Source organism: Streptomyces griseorubiginosus, from assembly GCF_001514195.1.
Classification (GTDB): Bacteria; Actinomycetota; Actinomycetes; order Streptomycetales; family Streptomycetaceae; genus Streptomyces; species Streptomyces griseorubiginosus.
On record NZ_KQ948740.1, the window covers coordinates 235420 to 253845 of the forward strand.

General features: G+C 72.2%; 16 protein-coding genes. 11 read left to right on the plus strand and 5 right to left on the minus strand.

Annotated features, from left to right (window positions below):
* Positions 1-24 precede the first annotated feature (24 nt).
* The gene (locus AQJ54_RS29095; RefSeq protein WP_062242169.1) at positions 25-1857 is read right to left on the minus strand and encodes an alpha-galactosidase D; all 1833 of its coding nucleotides are present in this window, start codon (positions 1855-1857) and stop codon (positions 25-27) included.
* Between the two features lie 29 nt (positions 1858-1886).
* Positions 1887-3065 carry an ROK family transcriptional regulator gene (locus tag AQJ54_RS29100; protein WP_062242172.1) on the minus strand — a complete coding sequence of 393 codons (1179 nt, stop codon included), beginning with the start codon at positions 3063-3065 and terminating at the stop codon, positions 1887-1889.
* 92 nt (positions 3066-3157) lie between these two features.
* Here AQJ54_RS29100 and AQJ54_RS29105 point away from each other — a divergent pair, with 92 nt between their 5' ends.
* From AQJ54_RS29105 to AQJ54_RS29135, 7 genes are all read left to right on the plus strand, one after another.
* Positions 3158-4384, plus strand: a complete 1227-nt coding sequence (locus AQJ54_RS29105) for a serine hydrolase domain-containing protein (RefSeq protein ID WP_062242174.1) — start codon at positions 3158-3160, stop codon at positions 4382-4384.
* A 225-nt stretch (positions 4385-4609) separates the two neighbouring features.
* Positions 4610-6025 (plus strand): CAP domain-containing protein, encoded by a 1416-nt coding sequence (locus AQJ54_RS29110; protein WP_062242176.1) that lies wholly within the window; start codon positions 4610-4612, stop codon positions 6023-6025.
* Between the two features lie 68 nt (positions 6026-6093).
* The gene (locus AQJ54_RS29115; RefSeq protein ID WP_062032185.1) at positions 6094-6771 is read left to right on the plus strand and encodes an AIM24 family protein; all 678 of its coding nucleotides are present in this window, start codon (positions 6094-6096) and stop codon (positions 6769-6771) included.
* A 177-nt stretch (positions 6772-6948) separates the two neighbouring features.
* A complete protein-coding gene (locus AQJ54_RS29120) occupies positions 6949-7989 on the plus strand; it encodes a tetratricopeptide repeat protein (protein ID WP_062242178.1) in 1041 nt (346 codons plus the stop codon).
* Positions 7986-8960, plus strand: coding sequence for a polyprenyl synthetase family protein (locus tag AQJ54_RS29125; RefSeq protein WP_062242180.1), 975 nt, complete (start codon positions 7986-7988; stop codon positions 8958-8960). The genes AQJ54_RS29120 and AQJ54_RS29125 overlap by 4 nt, the downstream gene beginning before the upstream one ends.
* A gap of 78 nt (positions 8961-9038) precedes the next feature.
* Positions 9039-9998, plus strand: coding sequence for a threonine/serine dehydratase family protein (locus AQJ54_RS29130; RefSeq protein ID WP_062242182.1), 960 nt, complete (start codon positions 9039-9041; stop codon positions 9996-9998).
* 163 nt (positions 9999-10161) lie between these two features.
* A complete protein-coding gene (locus AQJ54_RS29135; RefSeq protein WP_062242184.1) occupies positions 10162-11805 on the plus strand; it encodes a serine/threonine protein kinase in 1644 nt (547 codons plus the stop codon).
* A gap of 39 nt (positions 11806-11844) precedes the next feature.
* Here the strand turns inward: AQJ54_RS29135 and AQJ54_RS29140 are convergent, their stop codons facing one another.
* On the minus strand, positions 11845-13263 hold the full coding sequence (locus AQJ54_RS29140; protein ID WP_062032168.1) for a serine hydrolase domain-containing protein: 1419 nt from the start codon (positions 13261-13263) through the stop codon (positions 11845-11847).
* A gap of 105 nt (positions 13264-13368) precedes the next feature.
* Between AQJ54_RS29140 and AQJ54_RS29145 the strand changes: the two genes are divergently transcribed.
* The 4 genes from AQJ54_RS29145 (at position 13369) to AQJ54_RS29160 (ending at position 16919) form a co-directional block, all read left to right on the plus strand.
* Positions 13369-14340 carry an LLM class F420-dependent oxidoreductase gene (locus tag AQJ54_RS29145; RefSeq protein ID WP_062242433.1) on the plus strand — a complete coding sequence of 324 codons (972 nt, stop codon included), beginning with the start codon at positions 13369-13371 and terminating at the stop codon, positions 14338-14340.
* A gap of 165 nt (positions 14341-14505) precedes the next feature.
* Positions 14506-15597: a hypothetical protein gene (locus tag AQJ54_RS29150; RefSeq protein ID WP_062242186.1), complete on the plus strand. Its 1092-nt coding sequence runs from the start codon at positions 14506-14508 to the stop codon at positions 15595-15597.
* A gap of 61 nt (positions 15598-15658) precedes the next feature.
* A complete protein-coding gene (locus tag AQJ54_RS29155; RefSeq protein ID WP_062032160.1) occupies positions 15659-16096 on the plus strand; it encodes an SsgA family sporulation/cell division regulator in 438 nt (145 codons plus the stop codon).
* A gap of 130 nt (positions 16097-16226) precedes the next feature.
* A complete protein-coding gene (locus tag AQJ54_RS29160) occupies positions 16227-16919 on the plus strand; it encodes a DUF2238 domain-containing protein (protein ID WP_062242435.1) in 693 nt (230 codons plus the stop codon).
* Here AQJ54_RS29160 and AQJ54_RS29165 read toward each other — a convergent pair.
* Both AQJ54_RS29165 and AQJ54_RS29170 read right to left on the minus strand, forming a co-directional pair.
* Positions 16840-17325 carry a DUF6328 family protein gene (locus tag AQJ54_RS29165; protein ID WP_062242188.1) on the minus strand — a complete coding sequence of 162 codons (486 nt, stop codon included), beginning with the start codon at positions 17323-17325 and terminating at the stop codon, positions 16840-16842. The genes AQJ54_RS29160 and AQJ54_RS29165 overlap by 80 nt on opposite strands.
* 84 nt (positions 17326-17409) lie before the next feature.
* Entirely contained in the window at positions 17410-18393 is a 984-nt protein-coding gene (locus AQJ54_RS29170; protein WP_062032158.1) for an aldo/keto reductase, read from the minus strand.
* Positions 18394-18426 lie beyond the last annotated feature (33 nt).

Below are 18426 nucleotides of genomic sequence, written 5' to 3' on the forward strand. Positions count from 1 at the left end.
TCGAGCAGGACTTCGGAACGTCGGTCAGGACTTCGGGACGTCGATCCGGTCGAGGTCCGGCGCGTAGCCGTCGGTGCCGCTGTCGAAGGTGATCGTGTTGGCGCCCGCCCTCAGCGTCACGGGCACGTACACGCTCGCGACGGTCCCCCAGTCGCCGGTGGCGGGGAGCTTGTGGCGGGTGGCGCCGCCGCCGTTGGCCGAGACGTCCACCGAGCGGGCGTCACCGCTGATGTAGGAGATCTTGATCTGGTAGGTGCCGGCCCTGGCGACCGTCACGTCGTTGAAGGTCAGCTTGCCGCCGAGGTACAAGTTGCCCACCTTCTTTCCGTTCGAGCAGGCGGAGCAGTCGGCGACGGAGGCGTTGCCGGCGAGGGTGTTCGCGGCGGACTCGGCCTCGTAGCCGGTGTACGTGAGGGCGGTGCCGCGCGGGGTGACCGTGAAGAGGCGGGAGCCGTGGGCGGGCAGGGCCTGGGTGACCTTGTTCCGGTAGGTGCCGAGGTTCTCGTGGTTCCACAGGTCGCGGACGGACGCCTTGCCGGTGAAGCCGAGGGCGGTCCAGTCGGCGGTGACGGCGGCGGGGGCGTCGGCGAGGTTGAACAGGGCGACGGTGTAGGTGCCGTCGGGGTTCTTCGACGCCCAGACCTGCTGGGGGTCGGACGGGGTGACCGGGTGGGCCGGCGGGTTGGGGCCCTGGTTCAGGGCGATGACCTCGCGGTTGGTCAGCAGGGAGAGGCCGTAGGGGTCGAGGCGGGTGAGGTCGTCGCCGGTGTAGAGGGGGGACTTGGCGATGGCCCACAGGGTGGCGTAGCTCTGCCGTTCGGCCTTGGTGAGGCCGTCCATCTGTCCGTTGCCGACGTCGAGGGAGTCGAGGTCGTTCCAGCCTCCGGGACCCGCGTGCCGGGTCCAGGCCGGGGTGTCGTCCCAGCGGTCGTCGACCGAGTTCTCCCAGCTGACGAGGGTGTTGCAGTAGCACTCGACGTCGGTGTCGACGCGCCAGCCCTGGGAGTACTTCTTCCAGTCGGCGGCGTGTCCGATGTCCAGGGACCAGGAGAGTTCGAGGTGGATCGGGCGGCCCGTGTCCGCTATGGCCCGGTGCCAGGCGGCCACGTCGGCAACGTTGTCGTACTGGTCGCCGCTCTTGCCGGAGCCGGGGCCGACACCGTCGAGCTTGAGGAAGTCGTAGCCCCAGTCGGCGATCAACCGGGCCTGGGAATCGATGTACTTGCTGGTGCAGGGCTTGGCGAAGTCGAGCTTGTAGGCGCTGTCCCAGCCGTTGGTGGTGCGCAGGTCGTCGTAGACGATGTCGCCGGTGGTGCAGCCCCCGGCGTTCCACACCGGCGTCTTCCCGTCGCCGTAGGCTCCCTTCTCCAGGCCGGCCGGGAGGTAGATGCCGGCCTTGAGGCCCTTGGCGTGGATGCGGTCGGCGACGGCCTTCATGCCGCTGGGGAAGCGGACGGGGTCGGGCTTCTGGCGGCCGTACCCGTCGAAGCCGGACTTCCAGGTCTTGTCCATCCACCAGCCGGCGTCGATGTTGACGTACTCGTAGCCGTACTTCTTCAGCTTGGCGGCGAGGGCGTCGGTCTGCTTGAGGACGTTGGCCTCGGTCAGGTAGCTGTAGTCGCCGTCCGGGTTGAGGCCGGGGTACTTGGAGGACTGCATGCTCCAGCTGGACCAGCCCATGTAGGGCTTGGCGGCGGGGGTGGTGGGGGTGACGGCGTGGGTGTCCGCGGCGTTGGTCGCGGGAGCGTCGGCGGCGTGGGCCGTGGGGACGGCGATCGCGGTGAGGGCGAGCACCAGCAGGGTTCTGGCGGGCAGCAGGGCTCGCGTGGGCATGGCGAAGTACGAGGATGACCGCATGGGTCGTACCTCCAATGGGGTGCGGGTTCTTATCGGCTCGTGTCCGGGGTGATGAAGGACTGGATGGCGGTGGCGGCGGCCCCGCGTGCCCACTCCTCGAAGGGCAGCGGACGGGTGCGGACGTCGCACTGGGCGGCGGAGCCGAACGCGGCCGTGACGAAGGCGTCGCGGATCTGCTCGGCGAACAGGTCGTAGGCGGCGAGTCCCTCGCCGGAGATGATCACGCGTTCGGGGCCGAGGAGGTTGGCGACGGTGGCGATCCCCCGGCCGATCGCCTCGCCGGCGCGGGCGTACACCTCCCGGGCTCCGGCGACGCCCTCGCGCGCCAGGGCCAACGCCTCTCCCGGGTGGGTGAGTCGAACGCCGGTGGCCTCGTGGACCTGCCGGACGATCGCGGCCTCCCCCGCGATCGCCTCGACGCAGCCGCGGTTGCCGCAGTGGCAGAGCGGGCCGGCCGGGTCGACCGTCACATGGCCGATCTCGCCGGCTACTCCATGGGCCCCGGCGACCACGCGGCCGTGCACCACGAGTCCGCAGCCGATGCCGGCGCCGACGGTGACGACGGCGAAGTCGGTCAGTCCCGCACCGGCGCCGAACCACTGCTCGGCGACCGTCAGGGCGCGTACGTCGTTGTCGACGGTGACCGGCAACCCCGTGGTCATGGCGGCGAGTTCGGCGAGCGGCACGTCACGCCACTCCAGGAAGGGCGAGTAGCGCACGGTGCCCTCGCCCCGGTCGACGTCGCCGGAGACGGCTATGCCCAGGCCCAGGACGGGGGCCGCGGGGCCGTCCGTCTCGGCCAGGAGCTGCTCGACGAGTTCCGCGATGCCCGAGAGCACCGTCCGGGGATCACGGTCCGGCAGGGGCAGGTGCCGGGCGACCCGGACACGGCAGCACAGGTCGGTGAGGACGCCGATGATCTCGTCACCGGTGACCTTCACGCCGATGAACAGGGCCCGTCCGCCGTCCACCCGGACGAGGTTGGCGGGCCGGCCGAGGGCGGGACGGGCCTCCTCGTCCGCGCCCTCGACCAGGTAGCCGGCCTCGATGAGGGGGCGGACCGCCTTGGTGACGGCGGCCGGTGACAGTCCGACACGCCGGGACACCTCCAGTCGGGCGAGGGGCCCGTGCGAGAGGACGGCGGTGAACACCTGCGAGGCGGCTGGGGTGTTGGCGGGAAAGGTCTCGGCGCTGGAGGTGGGGCGCATGGTCGGGAACCTAGGGGGATTCTTTTCCGACGTCAATAAAAGAAGCAGAATCGCCTGTGCCGTTGCTGTGCTCAGCCAAGGAGAAGAGCCGGATGACATCAGTGAGAGTGCTCGTCGGGACGGTGGCCGGGGCGGTCCTGCTGCCCCTGCTCGCGAGCCCCGCGCAGGCCGATTCGCCCACCGGACCCGCGGTGGATCTCGCTGGTCTGCGCGGCGTGTTGCGTTCCGCGCTGGCCCAGGGCGCGCCGGGCGCGATGGTCCGCGTCGAGGACCGGGGCACGGTGTTCCGGGCCGCCGCCGGGGTCGCCGACCGCGGGAGCGCGCGGGCGATGGACGACACCGACCGGTTCCGCATCGGCAGTGTCACCAAGACGTTCACCGCCGTGGTGCTGCTCCAACTGGTCGACGAGAAGAAGCTGACGCTCGACGCGCCGGTCAACCGCTATCTGCCGGGGCTGCTGCCCGACGACCGGATCACGGTGCGGCAGGTGCTGGGCCACCGCAGTGGGCTGTACGACTACACCAACGACATGTTCGCCAGGACGGTCCCGGGGTTCGAGGCGGTCCGCAAGCGGGTCTTCACCCCCGAGGAGCTGGTGAAGCTCTCGCTGCGCAAGCCGCGCACGAGCGCGCCGGGCGCGGTGTACTCGTACTCGAACACCAACTTCGTGATCGCCGGGATGCTGGTCGAGAAGCTGACCGGGAACCCGGTGCGCACCGAGTACCAGAACCGGATCATCGCGCCGCTGAAGCTGAACGACACGTTCTACGTGCACCCGGGCACGAAGATCCCGGGCCGGTACGCACGTGGGTATCTCACCCCGGACCAGGCGGGCGCGCCGCTCGTCGACGCCACCGAGCAGACCGTGTCGTGGGCGCAGGGCGCGGGCGCGCTGATCTCCAGCACCCGGGACCTGAACACCTTCCTGTCCGCGCTGCTCCGGGGGCGGCTCACCTCGGCGGCGCAACTGGCCCAGATGGAGAAGTGGTTGCCGTCCTCCGGGACCGGACAGGCGTACGGCCTGGGACTGCGCCGCCGCGATCTGTCCTGCGGGGTCTCGGTGTACGGCCACACCGGCGCCGTGCAGGGCTTCTACACCTACGCGTTCGCCTCGAAGGACGGCAAGCGGACGCTGGCCGCGGTTGCCAACACGTCCAACAACGGCACCGTCCTCACCACCATGCTGCGCACCCTGGACCCGGCGTTCTGCGGCAAGGCGACGAAGGCCGTGGGCAGCCCGGCGAGCAGGGCTCCGCGGGGCAAGGCGGCGCCGGTCGAGCGGCACGAGGACATGACGCCGGCGGTCCCCTTGGACTGAGTCCGGGCGGGGAACCCCGGGGGCCTGGTGGGCGCTGTACTTGGACCGAACCCCGGGCCCTGGTGGGCGCCGCTCTTGGACCGAACCCCGGGGGCCTGGTGGGCGCCGCTCTTGGACCGAACCCCGGGGGCCTGGTGGGCGCTGCTCCTGGACCGAGGCCGGGCGGGGAACCCCCGGTGCCTGGTGCCCGTTGCTCCCTGCGGACGACGACACCAGGGCGGCACGATGAGCGAGTTGGTACCCGGGGGCAATCTGCCCCTTCCCGAGGGGGCCGTCACCGTGCGGGTGACCGGCCCCTTCGACGTGTCCGCACTCGTCACGGACGAGGGCGGCAAGGTCCGCGGCGACGCCGACTTCGTCTTCTACAACCAGCCCTCGGCTCCCGGCGCCCGGCTCTCGGGCGACACGCTGACCGTCGATCCGCGCCGTCTGCGTGCGGGCGCCGCCCGGGTCACGGTGGTCGTGAGCCCGGCCGACCCCGCCACCGACCTGGGCCGGCTGCCCGTCCCGGTTCTCGAGATCTCCCGCGTGGGCGGCGGGGCGCTGGCCCGGTTCACCCCACCGCGGCCACGGCAGGAGACGGTGCTGCTGCTCGCGGAGATCTACCGCCGGGGTGACGGCTGGAAGCTGCGGGCGCTGGGGCAGGGGTACGCGGACGGACTCGGGGGTCTGGCGCGGGACTTCGGCGTGGAGGTGGCGGACGGGACACCGGCGACCACGAGGACGGGCGCGTCGGTGCCGTATCCGGGTCCTGCCGCATCTCCCACACCAGCGGCACCTCCGGCCCCTTGGGCGCCGCCCGCTCCGCCCGGGCCACCCGCGCCCCGCCTCGCCCCCACGTCCCCCTCCCCCGCGCTCTCCCCCGACCTGGACACCTTCCTGACCCTGGTCAACTCGGCCCGCGGCAAGGTCGGTTCACGCCCGGTCGCCCTCGACGCCCGCCTGACCCGAGCAGCCCGCGCGCACGCCTGCGCGATGGCCTCCGCGGGACGCCTCGGTGTCGAGGGGCCGGACGGTGTCTCCGTGTTCCAGCGGGTCACCGCCTCCGGGTACACGTACGTCACCGTCGGCGAGCACCTCGTCTCCGGTCCGCGCAACCCGCCCGAGTTCGTCGAGTACTGCCTGCGCACCGAGCAGCCCCGGCGGACGCTGCACGACCCCGTCTTCACGGACGCCGGCCTGGCGTACGTCTCCGGGGGCCGCTCCGGCGACACCTACTGGACGGCGTTGTGGGCCAGGCCCCTCACCACCGCCGATCTCGCGCGTGCCGTCGACGAGGTGGTCGTCCTCACCAACCGTCAGCGCACCGGGACCGGCCTGCCGCCCCTCGCCGCCGATCCGCATCTCGCCCGTGCCGCGCAGGCGTACAGCACCGACATGGCGGCCCGCGCCTTCTACTCCCACACCTCGCCCGAGGGCACCCAGCCCTGGGACCGGGCCGCCGCCGCGGGCTCGACCCGGCGCTCGATCGGGGAGAACATCGCGTGCGGACAGCGCTCGGCCGCCGAGGTCGTCGAGGGCTGGATGAACAGTCCCGGGCACCGCGCCAACATCCTGAAGCCCGGCTTCACCCACATCGGCGTCGGCTTCGCGGGCGGCGGTCCGGCGGGCACGTACTGGACGCAGCTGTTCGGCGGCTGATTCCCGCGCCGGACAGGATCCGGGTCGGGATCTTGGCGGAGGGAAGCGCTCCGGGCCAGGATGCCCCCATGAAGGGTGACCTCTTTTCCAGTGAGCACATGGTGCAGCCGGCCACCGCGCCGGGCATGACGGTCGAGAACGCGAAGTGCATCCGGTACGCGGTGCACGGCGAGATGCTCGCCCGCCAGGGGGCGATGGTCGCCTACCGCGGCAATCTCCAGTTCGAGCGCAAGGGCCAGGGCGTCGGCGGCATGCTCAAGCGGGCCGTCACCGGTGAAGGACTGCCCCTGATGGCGGTGCGCGGCCAGGGTGAGGCCTGGTTCGCGCACGAGGCGCAGAACTGCTTCATCGTCGACGTGGAACAGGGTGACGAGTTCACGGTCAACGGCCGCAACGTCCTGTGTTTCGACGCCTCGTTGGCGTACCGGATCTCGACCGTGAAGGGCGCGGGCATAGCGGGTGGCGGTCTCTTCAACAGTGTGTTCACCGGCCACGGCCGGCTCGGTCTGGTCTGCGAGGGCAATCCGCTGGTGATTCCGGTCGCCCCCGAGTTCCCGGTGTACGTCGACACCGACGCGGTCGTCGGCTGGACCGCGGGCCTGGGCACCTCGCTGCACCGTTCGCAGTCCATCGGCTCGATGCTGCGGGGCGGTTCCGGCGAGGCGGTGCAGCTGATGCTCCAGGGGTCGGGCTATGTCGTCGTGCGCCCGAGCGAGGCGACCCCGCAGAAGGCGCAGCAGCACTGACACGCGCCGCCCGCACGGTGATCTGCGCCTCACAGGCAACCCGTCCGGCTCCGTCCACGTCTTGATCGGCAACAGGTGAGCCCCGGCCCCCGGGCCGGGGCTCACTTTTCAAGGCACTATACGCACCATGTATACGCGGCATGTATAGATGGGGTGTATACCGACGGAAAGGCATGCATGTACGGCAAGGCATTCGCCCCCGAGTACCAGGGCGCCCTCACCTCCCTCTCCGTGAACTCCTCGCTGGAGGACGTACTGGCCGCCGGCATCGAGCAGTTGAGAGCGGCCGAGCGGGCCGGGCGGCACGCCGAGGCGGCGCGTTCCGGGCTCGCGGTCGCCGAGGCGCAGCGCCGGCTCGGGCGGATCGCCGACGCCGACCTGGCGTGGAAGGCCAGTTACCGGGCCGCCCGCCGGGCCGAGGACACCGCGGGCAGGGCGTGGGCGCTGTGGAGCGGCGGCACCCTGGCCCGGCAGCGCGGTGAATTCGCCCTCGCCCGGCGGCTGCTGGGGCTCGCGGCCGAACTCGGCGAGCGCGGTGGGGATGTCGTCGTGCGCGGCTACTCGCTCGCGGGGCTGGCCGAGACCGGCCGCATCCAGGGCGACTACGAGGCGGTCGGCAGGCTGCACGAGCAGTTGCTGGCCGAGGCCAGGCGGCGCGGCGAGGCCCGGCACACGGTGTGGGCGCTGTCGGGCATCGCACAGATGCACCGCAACACGGGCTCCTACGACACCGCGTTCGCCATGTTCGAGGAGGCGGCCCGGATCGCCGCGGACGCCGACGACCGGCGCGGTCACGCCTGGGCACTGCGCGGGCTCGCGGACCTCGCCTCGGTGCGCGACGGCGACACCGAACGGGCCCTCGCCCTGCTGTCGGAGGCGGAGTCGACCTGCCGCGCGATGAACCTCTCCAGCGCGCTGGCCTACAACCACAAGATGCGCGGCAACGTCCTCTACCGGGCCGGGCGTCACGCCGAGGCGCGCGAGCTGTACGAGGAGGCGCTGGCGGAGTTCCGCGCCATGAGCGAGCCGCGCGGGGAGGCGCTGGCGCGGCTGGGGCTCGCCAAGTCCCTGGCCCGCCTCGGCCGCGACCGGGCCGAGACGGCTGCCGAACTGGACGATCTGGCACGAGTGTTGGAGCGGACCGGGCTGCGGCACGCCCGGGAGATGGTGGCACGGGCCCAGGAGGAGTTCGGTGTGCGGGCGGAGGCGGTCCGGTGACGACCCTGACCGCACCCGAAGTCCTCACCCGTTGCCGCGCGTTGGTGCGGCCCGCGCTCCGGGAGGCCGTCGGCCGGCTGCACCCCTGGGTCGGGGAGATGGCCGCCTACTCCTTCGGCTGGTGCGAGGTCGGCGGCACTCCGGCCGACGCGTCCGGCGGCAAGGGCGTACGGCAGGCACTGGCCGTGCTGGGCGCCGAGTCGGCCGGTGCGCCCGCGCAGGCCGGGGTGCCGGCGGCGGTCGCCGTGGAGCTGGTGCACGTCTTCTCCCTGCTCCACGACGACGTCATGGACGCCGACGCGACCCGGCGCGGCCGCCCCACGGTGTGGAAGGCGTACGGCACGGGTCCGGCCGTCCTCACCGGCGACGCCCTGTTCGCGCTGGCCGTGGAGACCCTGGCCGACTCCGGCGCCGGGGCCGTGCGCCTGCTGTCCACCGCGCTCCGGGACCTGGTCCGCGGTCAGGCCGACGACCTGCTGTTCGCCACGCGTCCCTGGCGGGGCCCGGAGCAGGTCGGCACGCAGGAGTACCGGGTCATGGCCGAGGGCAAGACCGGGGCACTGCTGGGCTGCGCGGCCGCGCTCGGCGCCCTGCTCGGCGGAGCACCGCCCGCCGATGTGGCCGCGCTCGACCGGGCCGGACGGCACCTGGGGGTGGCGTTCCAGATCGTGGACGACGTCCTGGGCATCTGGGGCGATCCCCTGGTCACCGGGAAGCCGGTGCACGGCGATCTGCGGGAGCGGAAGAAGACGTTCCCGGTCCTGGCCGCGCTGGCCGCGCCGACCCCCGCGGCGGCGCGGCTGACCCGGCTCCTCGCGTCGGACGCCGACCCCGAGGAGGTCGCGGCCCTGGTCGAGAAGTGCGGCGGCAGGGCCGCCGCACTGGTCGAGGCGCGCCGTCACATGGCGTCGGCCGAGAGCGTGGAGGCGCTGCGGCCGCTCCTGGACCACCTGCTGCGGCGCGACCTCTGACGCCCCGCACGCCGAGTTGACCGGTGGCAGTCCGCCGGGACAGGGTTCGAGAGGACCTCTCTCGGAAGGAACACCGTCTTGATCGGGATCACGGACATCGAGCGGCAGGCCGGGCGGATCGCCGAGCACGTCGTCCGCACGCCGACCCTGCCCAGCCCCGGCCTGTCCGCGCTGCTCGGTGCTCCCGTCACCGTCAAGCTCGAACTGCTCCAGCGCACCGGCTCGTTCAAGGCGCGCGGGGCGACCGCCAAGCTGCTGTCGCTGAGCGAGGCGGAGCGTGCGGCCGGGGTGGTGGCGGTCAGCGGGGGCAACCACGGGATCGCCCTCGCCCACATGGCCGCCGCGCTGGACGTCAAGGCGACGGTGGTCATGCCGCGGTCGGCGCCCGCCCGGTCCGTGGAGATCGTGGCGGCCTCCGGTGCGTCACTGCGGCTGACGGACGACATGGACGGCGCGTTCTCGCTCGTGAACCGGCTGCGGGACGAGGGGCTGACACTGGTCCACCCCTTCGACGACCCGCTGGTGATCGCCGGACAGGGCACGGTCGGACTGGAGTTCGCCGACGACGCGGACGACCTCACCGACGTCCTCGTCAGCGTCGGGGGCGGCGGTCTGATCGCCGGAGTCGCGGCGGCGCTGAGGGCCCGCCGTCCGGGGGTCAGGGTCTGGGGTGTGGAGACCGAGGGTGCCGAGGCCATGTCCCGGGCGCTCGCCGCGGGCGGGCCGGTCCCGGTCGCGCTGTCCTCGGTGGTGTCCACGCTGAGCGCCCCCGCCGTCTCGCAGCTGACGTACGAGCACGCGGCGGCGCTGGTCACCGAGGTTCTCGTGGTGCCGGACCGGGAGGCCGTCCAGGGCTGCCTGGACCTCGCCGACCACGCCAAGGTGTGGGGCGAACCCGCGGCCGGCTGTCTCCTGCCCGCCGCCCGGCGGGTGCTGGAGCGGGTCGGCGACAGCTGCCGACTGGGTCTCGTGGTGTGCGGCGGCAACACGACCACCACCGACGTCATGGCGTGGGCCGAGCGGTTCGGACTGCGGTGAGGGAGCTGCCCGACTCCGTTCGCTGTACTGACTTCTGAGTCAGATATCGACCGGGTGCCGACCGGCCAGAAAGCGGATTCCACCGGTTGGGGAATTGATTGAACAGACCCCGCCGCACCCGCCGTACCTCTGTGAAAGGTGAGAGCCAGGGGTTCAGCGAAGGATGACCATGGTCAAGGCGCACGTCTCCGCACACGAGTTGCTCGCCGGACGGTACCGGCCCCTGGACGTCCTGCATCGCGAGACCAACCGGATCTGCTGGTACGGCGAGGACGTCTCGACCGAACGCCCCTGTCTGCTCACCGAGATCGGTCTCCCCGCCTCCACCGACGAGGAGACCGCGCTGCGCACCGCCGGGGGCGTCGTACGGATGTCCAAGACCATGCGGGTGGTCGCCCCCGGCCGGATCGCCACGGTCGTCGACGCCATGGTGCAGGACGGCGCCCTCTGGACGGTCACCGAACCCGTCGACGGCGTCCTGCTGGGTGAACTCCTCGCCCAGCAGGGGACCTTCGACCCCGCACGGGCGGCACGCATGGGCCTGGAACTGCTGGAGGTGCTGGAGGCGGCCCACGGCGAGGGCATCACGCACGGCGAACTCAGCCCGGGCCAGGTGTTCGTGCGCGACGACGGCTCGGTCGTGGTCACCGGTTTCGGGCTGGCCGGCGCGACCCTCGCCCCGAGGCTGTCGGCACCCTCGTACGCCTCCCCCGAACAGGCCCGTGACGAGCGCATCGGGCCGGCCTCCGACCTGTGGGCGCTCGGCGCGATCCTCTACACGCTGGTGGAGGGACGGCCGCCCTTCCGGGACCGCGACCGTCCCGCGGCCACCCTGAAGGGGGTCGACCGGCTGCCGCTGCGCGCCCCGGTGCGGGCGGGCCCGCTCACCCCGACCTTGCAGGCGCTGCTGCGCAAGAACTCCCAGGAACGGCTGAACCGTTGGGCCGTGCGCAACGCCCTCCTCAGGGTCCTCAGCGAGGATCCGGGTGCGGAACCGCCCGAGGAGCCCAGGCAGCGGCTGCGCGGGCTGCCCGGCGTGGCTCCGAGCCGCAGCGGCCGCCTCCTGATCGCGGGCACCGCCCTGGCGGTGGTCGCGGTGGCCGCCGTCGTCCTCACCGTCACCAAAGCGCTGCCCGGCAGCGACTCCACGACGACCGGCGAGGCGCCCGCTCCGCCCGCCCCTTCCGCCTCGGCCTCCGCGCCCGCCCCGGCCCCGCCGTCCCCGTCGGTCTCCCCGACGCCGTCCTCGTCCGCCTCGACGCCCGGGAACCGCGTGGACGAGTCCCCCGCCGCGCCGCCGACGCCCACGCCGACCAAGTCCGCCACCGCGGGCACCGGCCTGCCCGCCGGGTTCCGCGTGTACCACTCCCCCTATGGGTTCTCCCTCGCGCTGCCCAAGGGCTTCAAGCCGTTGGCCACCAAGCGCCAGGAGGACCTGGCCTACCGCGTCACCTTCGGCGCCGCCGGCGACCCGCGGACCCTCGCCGTGACGTTCAGCAAGGCCGTGGGCTCGGACGCGGTGGCCGTGTGGCGCGACGACGTGGAGCCGGGCCTCGAGCAGCATCCCGGCTACGAACGTCTGGGCGACATCCGCGCGTTGACCTACCAGGGCCACGAGGCCGCCGACATGCAGTGGGTCGAGGAGGTCGACGGCACCCGGGTGCGCACCTTCGGCCGCGGTTTCCTCATCGGCGGCGGCGAGGGCTACTCACTGCGCTGGACGACCCCGGCGGACGACTGGAACGACGACGCGAACCAGCAGGCGCTGAAGACCTTCCTGAGCACCTTCCGGGTGCCGCAGGCCTGAACCGCACCGCCGTTCCGTCCGGCTTCCCGGCCGCGCGCCTCACCCCACCTGGCGCGGTGCCCGCATCCGCCGCAGCGGACCGGCGTGCAGGGGCCGGGTGCGCCAGCGCGCGGTGAACGTCCGGTCGTCCGGGGAGCACGTCACCAGCAGATGGTGCGGGGTCTCCAGGAAGGCCAGGTCGACGACGAGGGTCTGCGCGTCGGTCCAGCCGCCGCTCACCGCGACGGGCAGCGGCTCGTCGACGACCGTCCAGCCGTCCTTGCCGAGCCCGTCCCCGAGGTCCAGCCGCTCACCGTCGTCGACCAGGGTCACCCGGCCCCCGGGGCCCACCTCGACCGCGGCGAGGGTCGGTTGCTCCGCACAGGTGCCGCTGGCGGGGGTGAACACGGTGGTGCCCTCCGCGGCAACCGCCTTGCCCCCGAGCGGCGGCAGTGCGAGCCGCGTCAGCCGGTCGGCGAGGGCCGCGTCCGCCGCGTCCCGGCCGGTCAGGGGGCCGGAACCGAAGGCCGGGAGGAGATGCTCCCAGGCCAGGTCCAGGACCTGCTGCATCTCCTCGGTCTCCGAGGTGATCGCCAGCACCGCGTCCTGCTCGGGCAGGACCACGCAGAACTGCCCGTACGCCCCGTCCCCGCGATAACCGTGGCGGGCCATCCAGAACTGGAAGCCGTACCCCTGCTGCCAGTCCGGCCAACCAACCTCGGGATCCGCCTCGTGCGCGATCTGGGTGCGCGTCGCCTCGGCGACCCACCACTCGGGCAGCAGCCGCTCCCCTTCCCACACACCGCCGCGCAGATACAGCAGGCCCAGCCGGGCGATCGCGTCGGTGGTGGCGTGCAGACCGCTGAAACCGATCTCGCGGCCGGTCCGGTCCCGGATCCATGCCGTGTCGCCGATGCCGAGCGGCTCGAACAACCGGGGCCGCAGGTACCCGGTGAGTGTCTGCCCGGTGACGCGCTGCACGATCGCGGCGAGCGTATAGGTGGCGGGCTGGTTGTAGGCGAAGACCGTGCCCGGGTCGCGGTCCGGCGGGATCAGCAGGAAGCCCCGGACCAGTTCGTCACGGTCCCGTGCCAGCGCGCGGTCCACCGTCTCGGCCTCGTGCCCGCTGGCCATCGACGCCACGTGCCGTACCAGCATCGCGCAGCTGCGCGGGTCGGTGACGTCGGCCTCGAACTCCGGGAAGTACGAGATCACCGGGTCGTCCAGCCGGATCAGCCCCTCGGCCGCGGCGAGCCCGGCGGCGGTGGCCGTGAAGCTCTTGCTGAGCGAGTAGAGGAGCTGCGGCCGCTCCGGGGCGTACGGCGACCACCAGCCCGAGGCCACGACCTTGCCGTGACGCAGCAGCATCAGGCTGTGCGGCTCGATGCGCGGGTCGGATTCGAGGGCGTCGAGGAAGGCCTGTACGCCGGCGGCGTCGACGCCCTGGGCTGCGGGGGTGCTCGGGGGCAGGGAAGTCATGCCGGCATCCTGCCCCGTTCGACGCTCTTGATCGAGAGGGCCCCGGGTGATCGGGAAGCCGAGGAAGACCCGTTTTCGCCGGCGGTCGGCGGGGACCCGGAACCCATGGTGCAAATCGGATACACGATGATGACCGAGCAGGCCGGGCCGCGTGACCTCGTGAGCCATGTGGTGCGGGCCGAGGAGGTCGGCTACGACTTCTCGGTGACCTCGGACCACTACTTTCCGTGGCTGCGGTCGCAGGGACACTCGCCGTACGCGTGGAGCGTGCTCGGGGCGGCCGCGCAGGCGACCTCGCGCATCCCGCTGATGACCTACGTGACGTGTCCGTCCTTCCGCTATCACCCGGCGGTGGTGGCGCAGAAGGCAGCGACCATGCAGCTGCTCTCGGAGGGCCGGTTCCGGCTGGGCCTCGGCTCGGGCGAGAACCTCAACGAGCACGTGGTGGGCGGCGGCTGGCCGGCGGCCGACGTACGGCACGAGATGCTGGAGGAGGCCGTCGAGATCATTCGTGCGCTCTTCGAGGGCGGTCATGTGAACCACCGCGGGAAGCACTTCGACGTGGAGTCGGCCCGGCTGTGGGACCTGCCGGACGAGCCGCCGCAGATCGGTCTGGCCGTATCCGGTGACCAGTCGTGCGCCCTGGCCGGGCGGCTCGCCGACCTGGTGATCGCGACCGAGCCCAAGGCGGGCCTGCTCGACGCGTTCGACCGGCACGGCGGTGAGGGCAAGCCGCGCGTGGGCCAACTGCCCGTCTGCTACGACCCCGACCGGGACACCGCGATCAAGCGGGCGCACTCCCAGTTCCGCTGGTTCGGAAGCGGCTGGAAGGTCAACTCCGAGCTTCCGCACCCCGATGCGTTCGAGGCGGCCACCCAGTTCGTCACCCCCGACGACGTGGCGGCGTCGATCCCCTGCGGGGACGACCCGGACGACTTCGTCGAGGCGGTACGGCCGTACGCGGAGGCGGGGTTCACCGAGATCGCGATGGTCCAGATCGGCGGGGACTCGCAGCCGGAGTTCCTGGACTGGTCCGAGAAGACCCTGCTGCCCGCGCTGCGCGACGCGTTCGCCTGAGCGGGAGGCTTGCCGGGGCGGCACCCGGGGGTGCAATAGGCTTCCGAGCTGCACAGGACGCGGTCGAAGGATGGTGCCGCGGCACTGTGCTGCACAGGACGCGGCCCCGAAGGTGGTGGCCACGGCCCTGTGCGGTCCGTACGAGCCTGCCCAGGAGACGCACCCGTGACCACAGCGATCGACCCGTCCGAGACGCCCGCGGAGACCCCGGTCGACACACCGGCCGAGATCTGGGTGGAGCCCTCGGCCGCGCCGTCCGCCGCCCCGCTGTCCGACCTCGTCGCGCGGGACGCCCGTGAGTTCGGGGTGTACGCGCGCACCGGCGGCTGGGCCTTCGGCCTGATGGTGGCGCGCAGCGTGCGGCCCGGCGGCCAGGGCGCGGACGAGACGCCGAAGGTATCCGCGAAGGAGTTCGCCGAGCTCGCCGGCTGCTCCCCCGAGCGGGTCATGCGCTACTACAAAGCCTGGGACCGGGCCGCCGACGACGGGATGGTGCCGCACTTCGAGGCGCTGTCCCCGGGGCAGGAGGTGGAGCTGCCGGACGCGGACGTGTGGCTGAGCTACTACTCCTCCCGCAGCAGCGCCGGCTCCGACCGCGGCACCGCCATCGCGGAGGCCGCCGAGGCCGAGGGCATCCGCCCGACGAAGGCCCTGGAGGTCGCCGAGAACCCGACCGCGCTGCGCGCCGCGATCCTCGCCGACCCCTCCACCGCCCGGGCAGCGCGCAGCGCGCTGCTCGACCGCATCAAGGAGGACCCCGAGCTCCAGGCCTCGCTGGCCAGGGACGTCGTGCGCACGGACGACCTGAAGAAGGCCGTGGCCACCGAGAGCCGGGCCGCCGACCGGATCGGGTACGTGCGGCAGATCGCCGAGTCGGGTCAGGTGAAGACCCCGGCCGGGCAGACCATCGACGCCCCGGCGGACCTGCGCGAGGAGGCCGAGCGCCATCTGTCGCTGCTCGCGGAACTGGAGGAGGACGAGGACACCGGCGAGTGGGCGGCCGAGGCCTTCGACACCATGAAGTCGCTCGTCGCCGAGGCCGTGGAGGCCGATCCCGAACTCCGGGTCCAGGAGCGGCGGACGAAGTTCTACAGCAGCCTCCAGAAGGCGACCAAGGCGTTCGAGGAGCTGACCTTCGACGACGCCCAGGACTTCTACGAGGACGACATGGTCCAGCAACTGGAGGAACTCCAGCGCGCCATCGCCTCCTGCATCACGTCCTTGCGCGGTGCGAAGGGGAATCACCCGGAAGGCTGAGCATCTTGGCCGAATGAGGGGTACTAGAGGGCTCTACCCCGTTCCCCCCGGAGGCCTCCAGGTGAACTCCTTCGTCCGCAGGACCGCGCACAAGACCCTCGTCGTGCAACTCCAGGCGGGCGGCACGGACCGATGTCCGGTGCTCGCCCACCTGGGGTACGACGCGGCGGACCCGTTCGCGGTCACCGCGGTGTTCAGCCATGACGGCCGGGTGCTGGCGCGCTGGCGGCTGGACCGGGAGATGCTCACCGAGGGCCTGAGCGGCCCGGTCGGCGTCGGGGACGTGCGGCTGAGCCCCGTGTCGACCGGCGTGTGGGAAGAGCTGCGCATGGAGTTCTACGGCGAGGCCCGCTCCGACGGGGGCCGCCAGCACGCGGTGGTCTTCGCCTGGGCGCCGGCGATGGCCTCCTTCCTGCGCGAGACCCGTGAGGTCGTGCCGCCGGGCCAGGAGGAGGTCAGCGTCGACGACTTCCTGGCCTCGGTCATCGCGGGCGGCTGAGCCAGGGGCCCGGACCGGGTCCGGTACGCACGCCGCTCGAGCCGGTACGCACACCGCTTGAGTAGCCGTACTCATGCCACCGCCGGCGGGGTTCCCCGACGATGAGGGCTCCTACGAGAAGGAGCACCTCATGACCGCTGTGCGAAGGCCGCTGCCCGTTCTGCTCGCGTGGGCCGTGGTCGCCGCGCTGGCCCTCTCCGCCTGGGGCCCGCGCGACCGCACCACCTGGTTCCTGGAGACCGTGTGGGTCCTCGTCGGGCTGCCCCTGATCGCGCTGACCTGGCGCCGCTTTCCGCTCACCGACCTGCTGTGCGCTCTGCTCGCGGTGCACGCGCTGGTGCTGATGGTGGGCGGTCACTACACCTACGCGCAGGTCCCGCTCGGCGACTGGATGCGCGACACGTTCGGGCTCGACCGCAATCCGTACGACCGCTTCGGCCACCTGATGCAGGGCTTCGTGCCGGCTGTCCTGGTGCGGGAGTTGCTCAGCCGTACCTCACCGCTGCGGGGCAGCCGCTGGCTGGCGCCGCTGACGGTGTGCGCGTGTCTGGCGTTCAGCGCCGTCTTCGAGATGCTGGAGTGGGCGGCCGCGGTGATCGGCGGCCAGGCGGCGGACGCCTTCCTGGCCACCCAGGGCGATGTCTGGGACACCCAGTGGGACATGCTCTGCGCGCTGATCGGTGCCACGGTGTCGGTGCTGCTCCTGAGCCGCCTGCACGACCGGCAGTTGGCCGCTCAGGGCTTCACTGGGTCGTGTAGCGGCGCCGGGTCCACAGCGGAAGCACGAACCAGCACAGCAGGTACCAGGCCACGACTGCGGTGACGAGCCAGGGCACCCACGAGTCGTGGGTGGCGACCCGCAGGACCAGCAGCAGCGCCGCGGTCATCGTCGTCAGGAGCAGGACCAGTCCCACGAAGGTCAGCCGGGAGGCGATCCGCACGGCCTGGGGCTTGATACGGCGCCCGGAGACGAGGCGGTGCAGGGACACCGGTCCGATGAGGGCGCCGGTGGCGCAGGAGCCGAGGACCACGGTCACGATGTAGATGACCTGGTCGGTGTGGGCCAGGTTGGCGTACTTCGGTGTGAAGACCACGGTCAGCAGGAAGCCGAAGAGGATCTGCACACCTGTCTGCGCGACGCGTATCTCCTGGATGAGTTCGCCCCACATGCGGTCCGCGCGCTCTTCCTCGGTCTCGTCGCGGCCTGTCCGTGTCACCGTGTCGACCATGCGCTACGGGTATCCGGTGACTGATCGTTCAAACAACCGTGCGGCTCCGGGAACCGCGGACCGGGTCCCGGAGCCGCGCGTGCCTCACCAGCGGTTCTCGACCTGGTCCTTGATCCGCCGGTCGTAGAGGTCGCGGATCGCCGCGAGGGTCTCCTCGGACAGCGGCGGCAGCTTGGCGGCGGCGGCGTTGGCACGGGCCTGCTCGGGCGAGCGGGCGCCGGGGATGACGGTGGTGACGCCGGGCTGCTCGACGATCCAGCGCAGCGCGAGCTGGGCCGGGGTGTAGCCGTCGGGGGCGAGCGCGGAGAACTCGGCGGCGGCCTCCACGCCGGTCGCGTAGTCGACACCGGAGAAGGTCTCGCCGACGTCGAAGGCCTCGCCGTGCCGGTTGTAGGCGCGGTGGTCGTTCTCCGGGAAGACGGTGTCCCGGGTGTACTTGCCGGACAGGAGGCCGGAGGCCAGCGGGACGCGGGCGATGATGCCGACGCCCGCCTCGCGCGCCGCGGGCAGCACCTCCAGCAGGGGCTTCATCCGGAAGGCGTTGAGGATGATCTGCACGCTGGCCACGCCCGGCCGGGCGATCGCGGTCAGGGCCTCCTCGCAGGTCTCGACGCTGACGCCGTAGTGGGCGATGCGCTCTTCCTCGACCAGGGTGTCGAGGGCGTCGAACACCTCGTCGCTGGAGTAGACGGGGGTGGGCGGGCAGTGCAGCTGGACCAGGTCGATGCGGTCGACGCCGAGGTTGCGGCGGGAACGGTCGTTCCAGGCGCGGAAGTTGTCGAGGACGTAGTTCTCGGGGATCTGGTCGACGCGGCGGCCCATCTTGGTCGCGACCAGCACGTGCAGATCGGGCCTGCCGCTCAGGAAGGCGGCGATGGTCTGCTCGCTGCGTCCGTCGCCGTACACGTCGGCGGTGTCGAAGAAGGTGACGCCGGACTCGGCCGCCGCCTCCAGTACCGCGAGGGCTTCCTTGTCGTCGACGTCTCCCCAGTCGGCACCCAGCTGCCAGGTGCCGAGGCCGATGACGGATGCGTGCTGCTGCGACCTGCCGAATGTGCGCTCGTCCATGGGGGCAGTCTGTCATCCGTCACCGACATGCGC

Bases quoted from the DNA above. Each gene is read 5' to 3' on its own strand.
- AQJ54_RS29095 (WP_062242169.1), bottom strand. From the start codon at position 1,857: ATGCGGTCATCCTCGTACTTCGCCATGCCCACGCGAGCCCTGCTGCCC.
- AQJ54_RS29100 (WP_062242172.1), bottom strand. From the start codon at position 3,065: ATGCGCCCCACCTCCAGCGCCGAGACCTTTCCCGCCAACACCCCAGCC.
- AQJ54_RS29105 (WP_062242174.1), top strand. From the start codon at position 3,158: ATGACATCAGTGAGAGTGCTCGTCGGGACGGTGGCCGGGGCGGTCCTG.
- AQJ54_RS29110 (WP_062242176.1), top strand. From the start codon at position 4,610: ATGAGCGAGTTGGTACCCGGGGGCAATCTGCCCCTTCCCGAGGGGGCC.
- AQJ54_RS29115 (WP_062032185.1), top strand. From the start codon at position 6,094: ATGAAGGGTGACCTCTTTTCCAGTGAGCACATGGTGCAGCCGGCCACC.
- AQJ54_RS29120 (WP_062242178.1), top strand. From the start codon at position 6,949: ATGTACGGCAAGGCATTCGCCCCCGAGTACCAGGGCGCCCTCACCTCC.
- AQJ54_RS29135 (WP_062242184.1), top strand. From the start codon at position 10,162: ATGACCATGGTCAAGGCGCACGTCTCCGCACACGAGTTGCTCGCCGGA.
- AQJ54_RS29140 (WP_062032168.1), bottom strand. From the start codon at position 13,263: ATGACTTCCCTGCCCCCGAGCACCCCCGCAGCCCAGGGCGTCGACGCC.
- AQJ54_RS29145 (WP_062242433.1), top strand. From the start codon at position 13,369: ATGGTGCAAATCGGATACACGATGATGACCGAGCAGGCCGGGCCGCGT.
- AQJ54_RS29160 (WP_062242435.1), top strand. From the start codon at position 16,227: ATGACCGCTGTGCGAAGGCCGCTGCCCGTTCTGCTCGCGTGGGCCGTG.
- AQJ54_RS29165 (WP_062242188.1), bottom strand. From the start codon at position 17,325: ATGGTCGACACGGTGACACGGACAGGCCGCGACGAGACCGAGGAAGAG.
- AQJ54_RS29170 (WP_062032158.1), bottom strand. From the start codon at position 18,393: ATGGACGAGCGCACATTCGGCAGGTCGCAGCAGCACGCATCCGTCATC.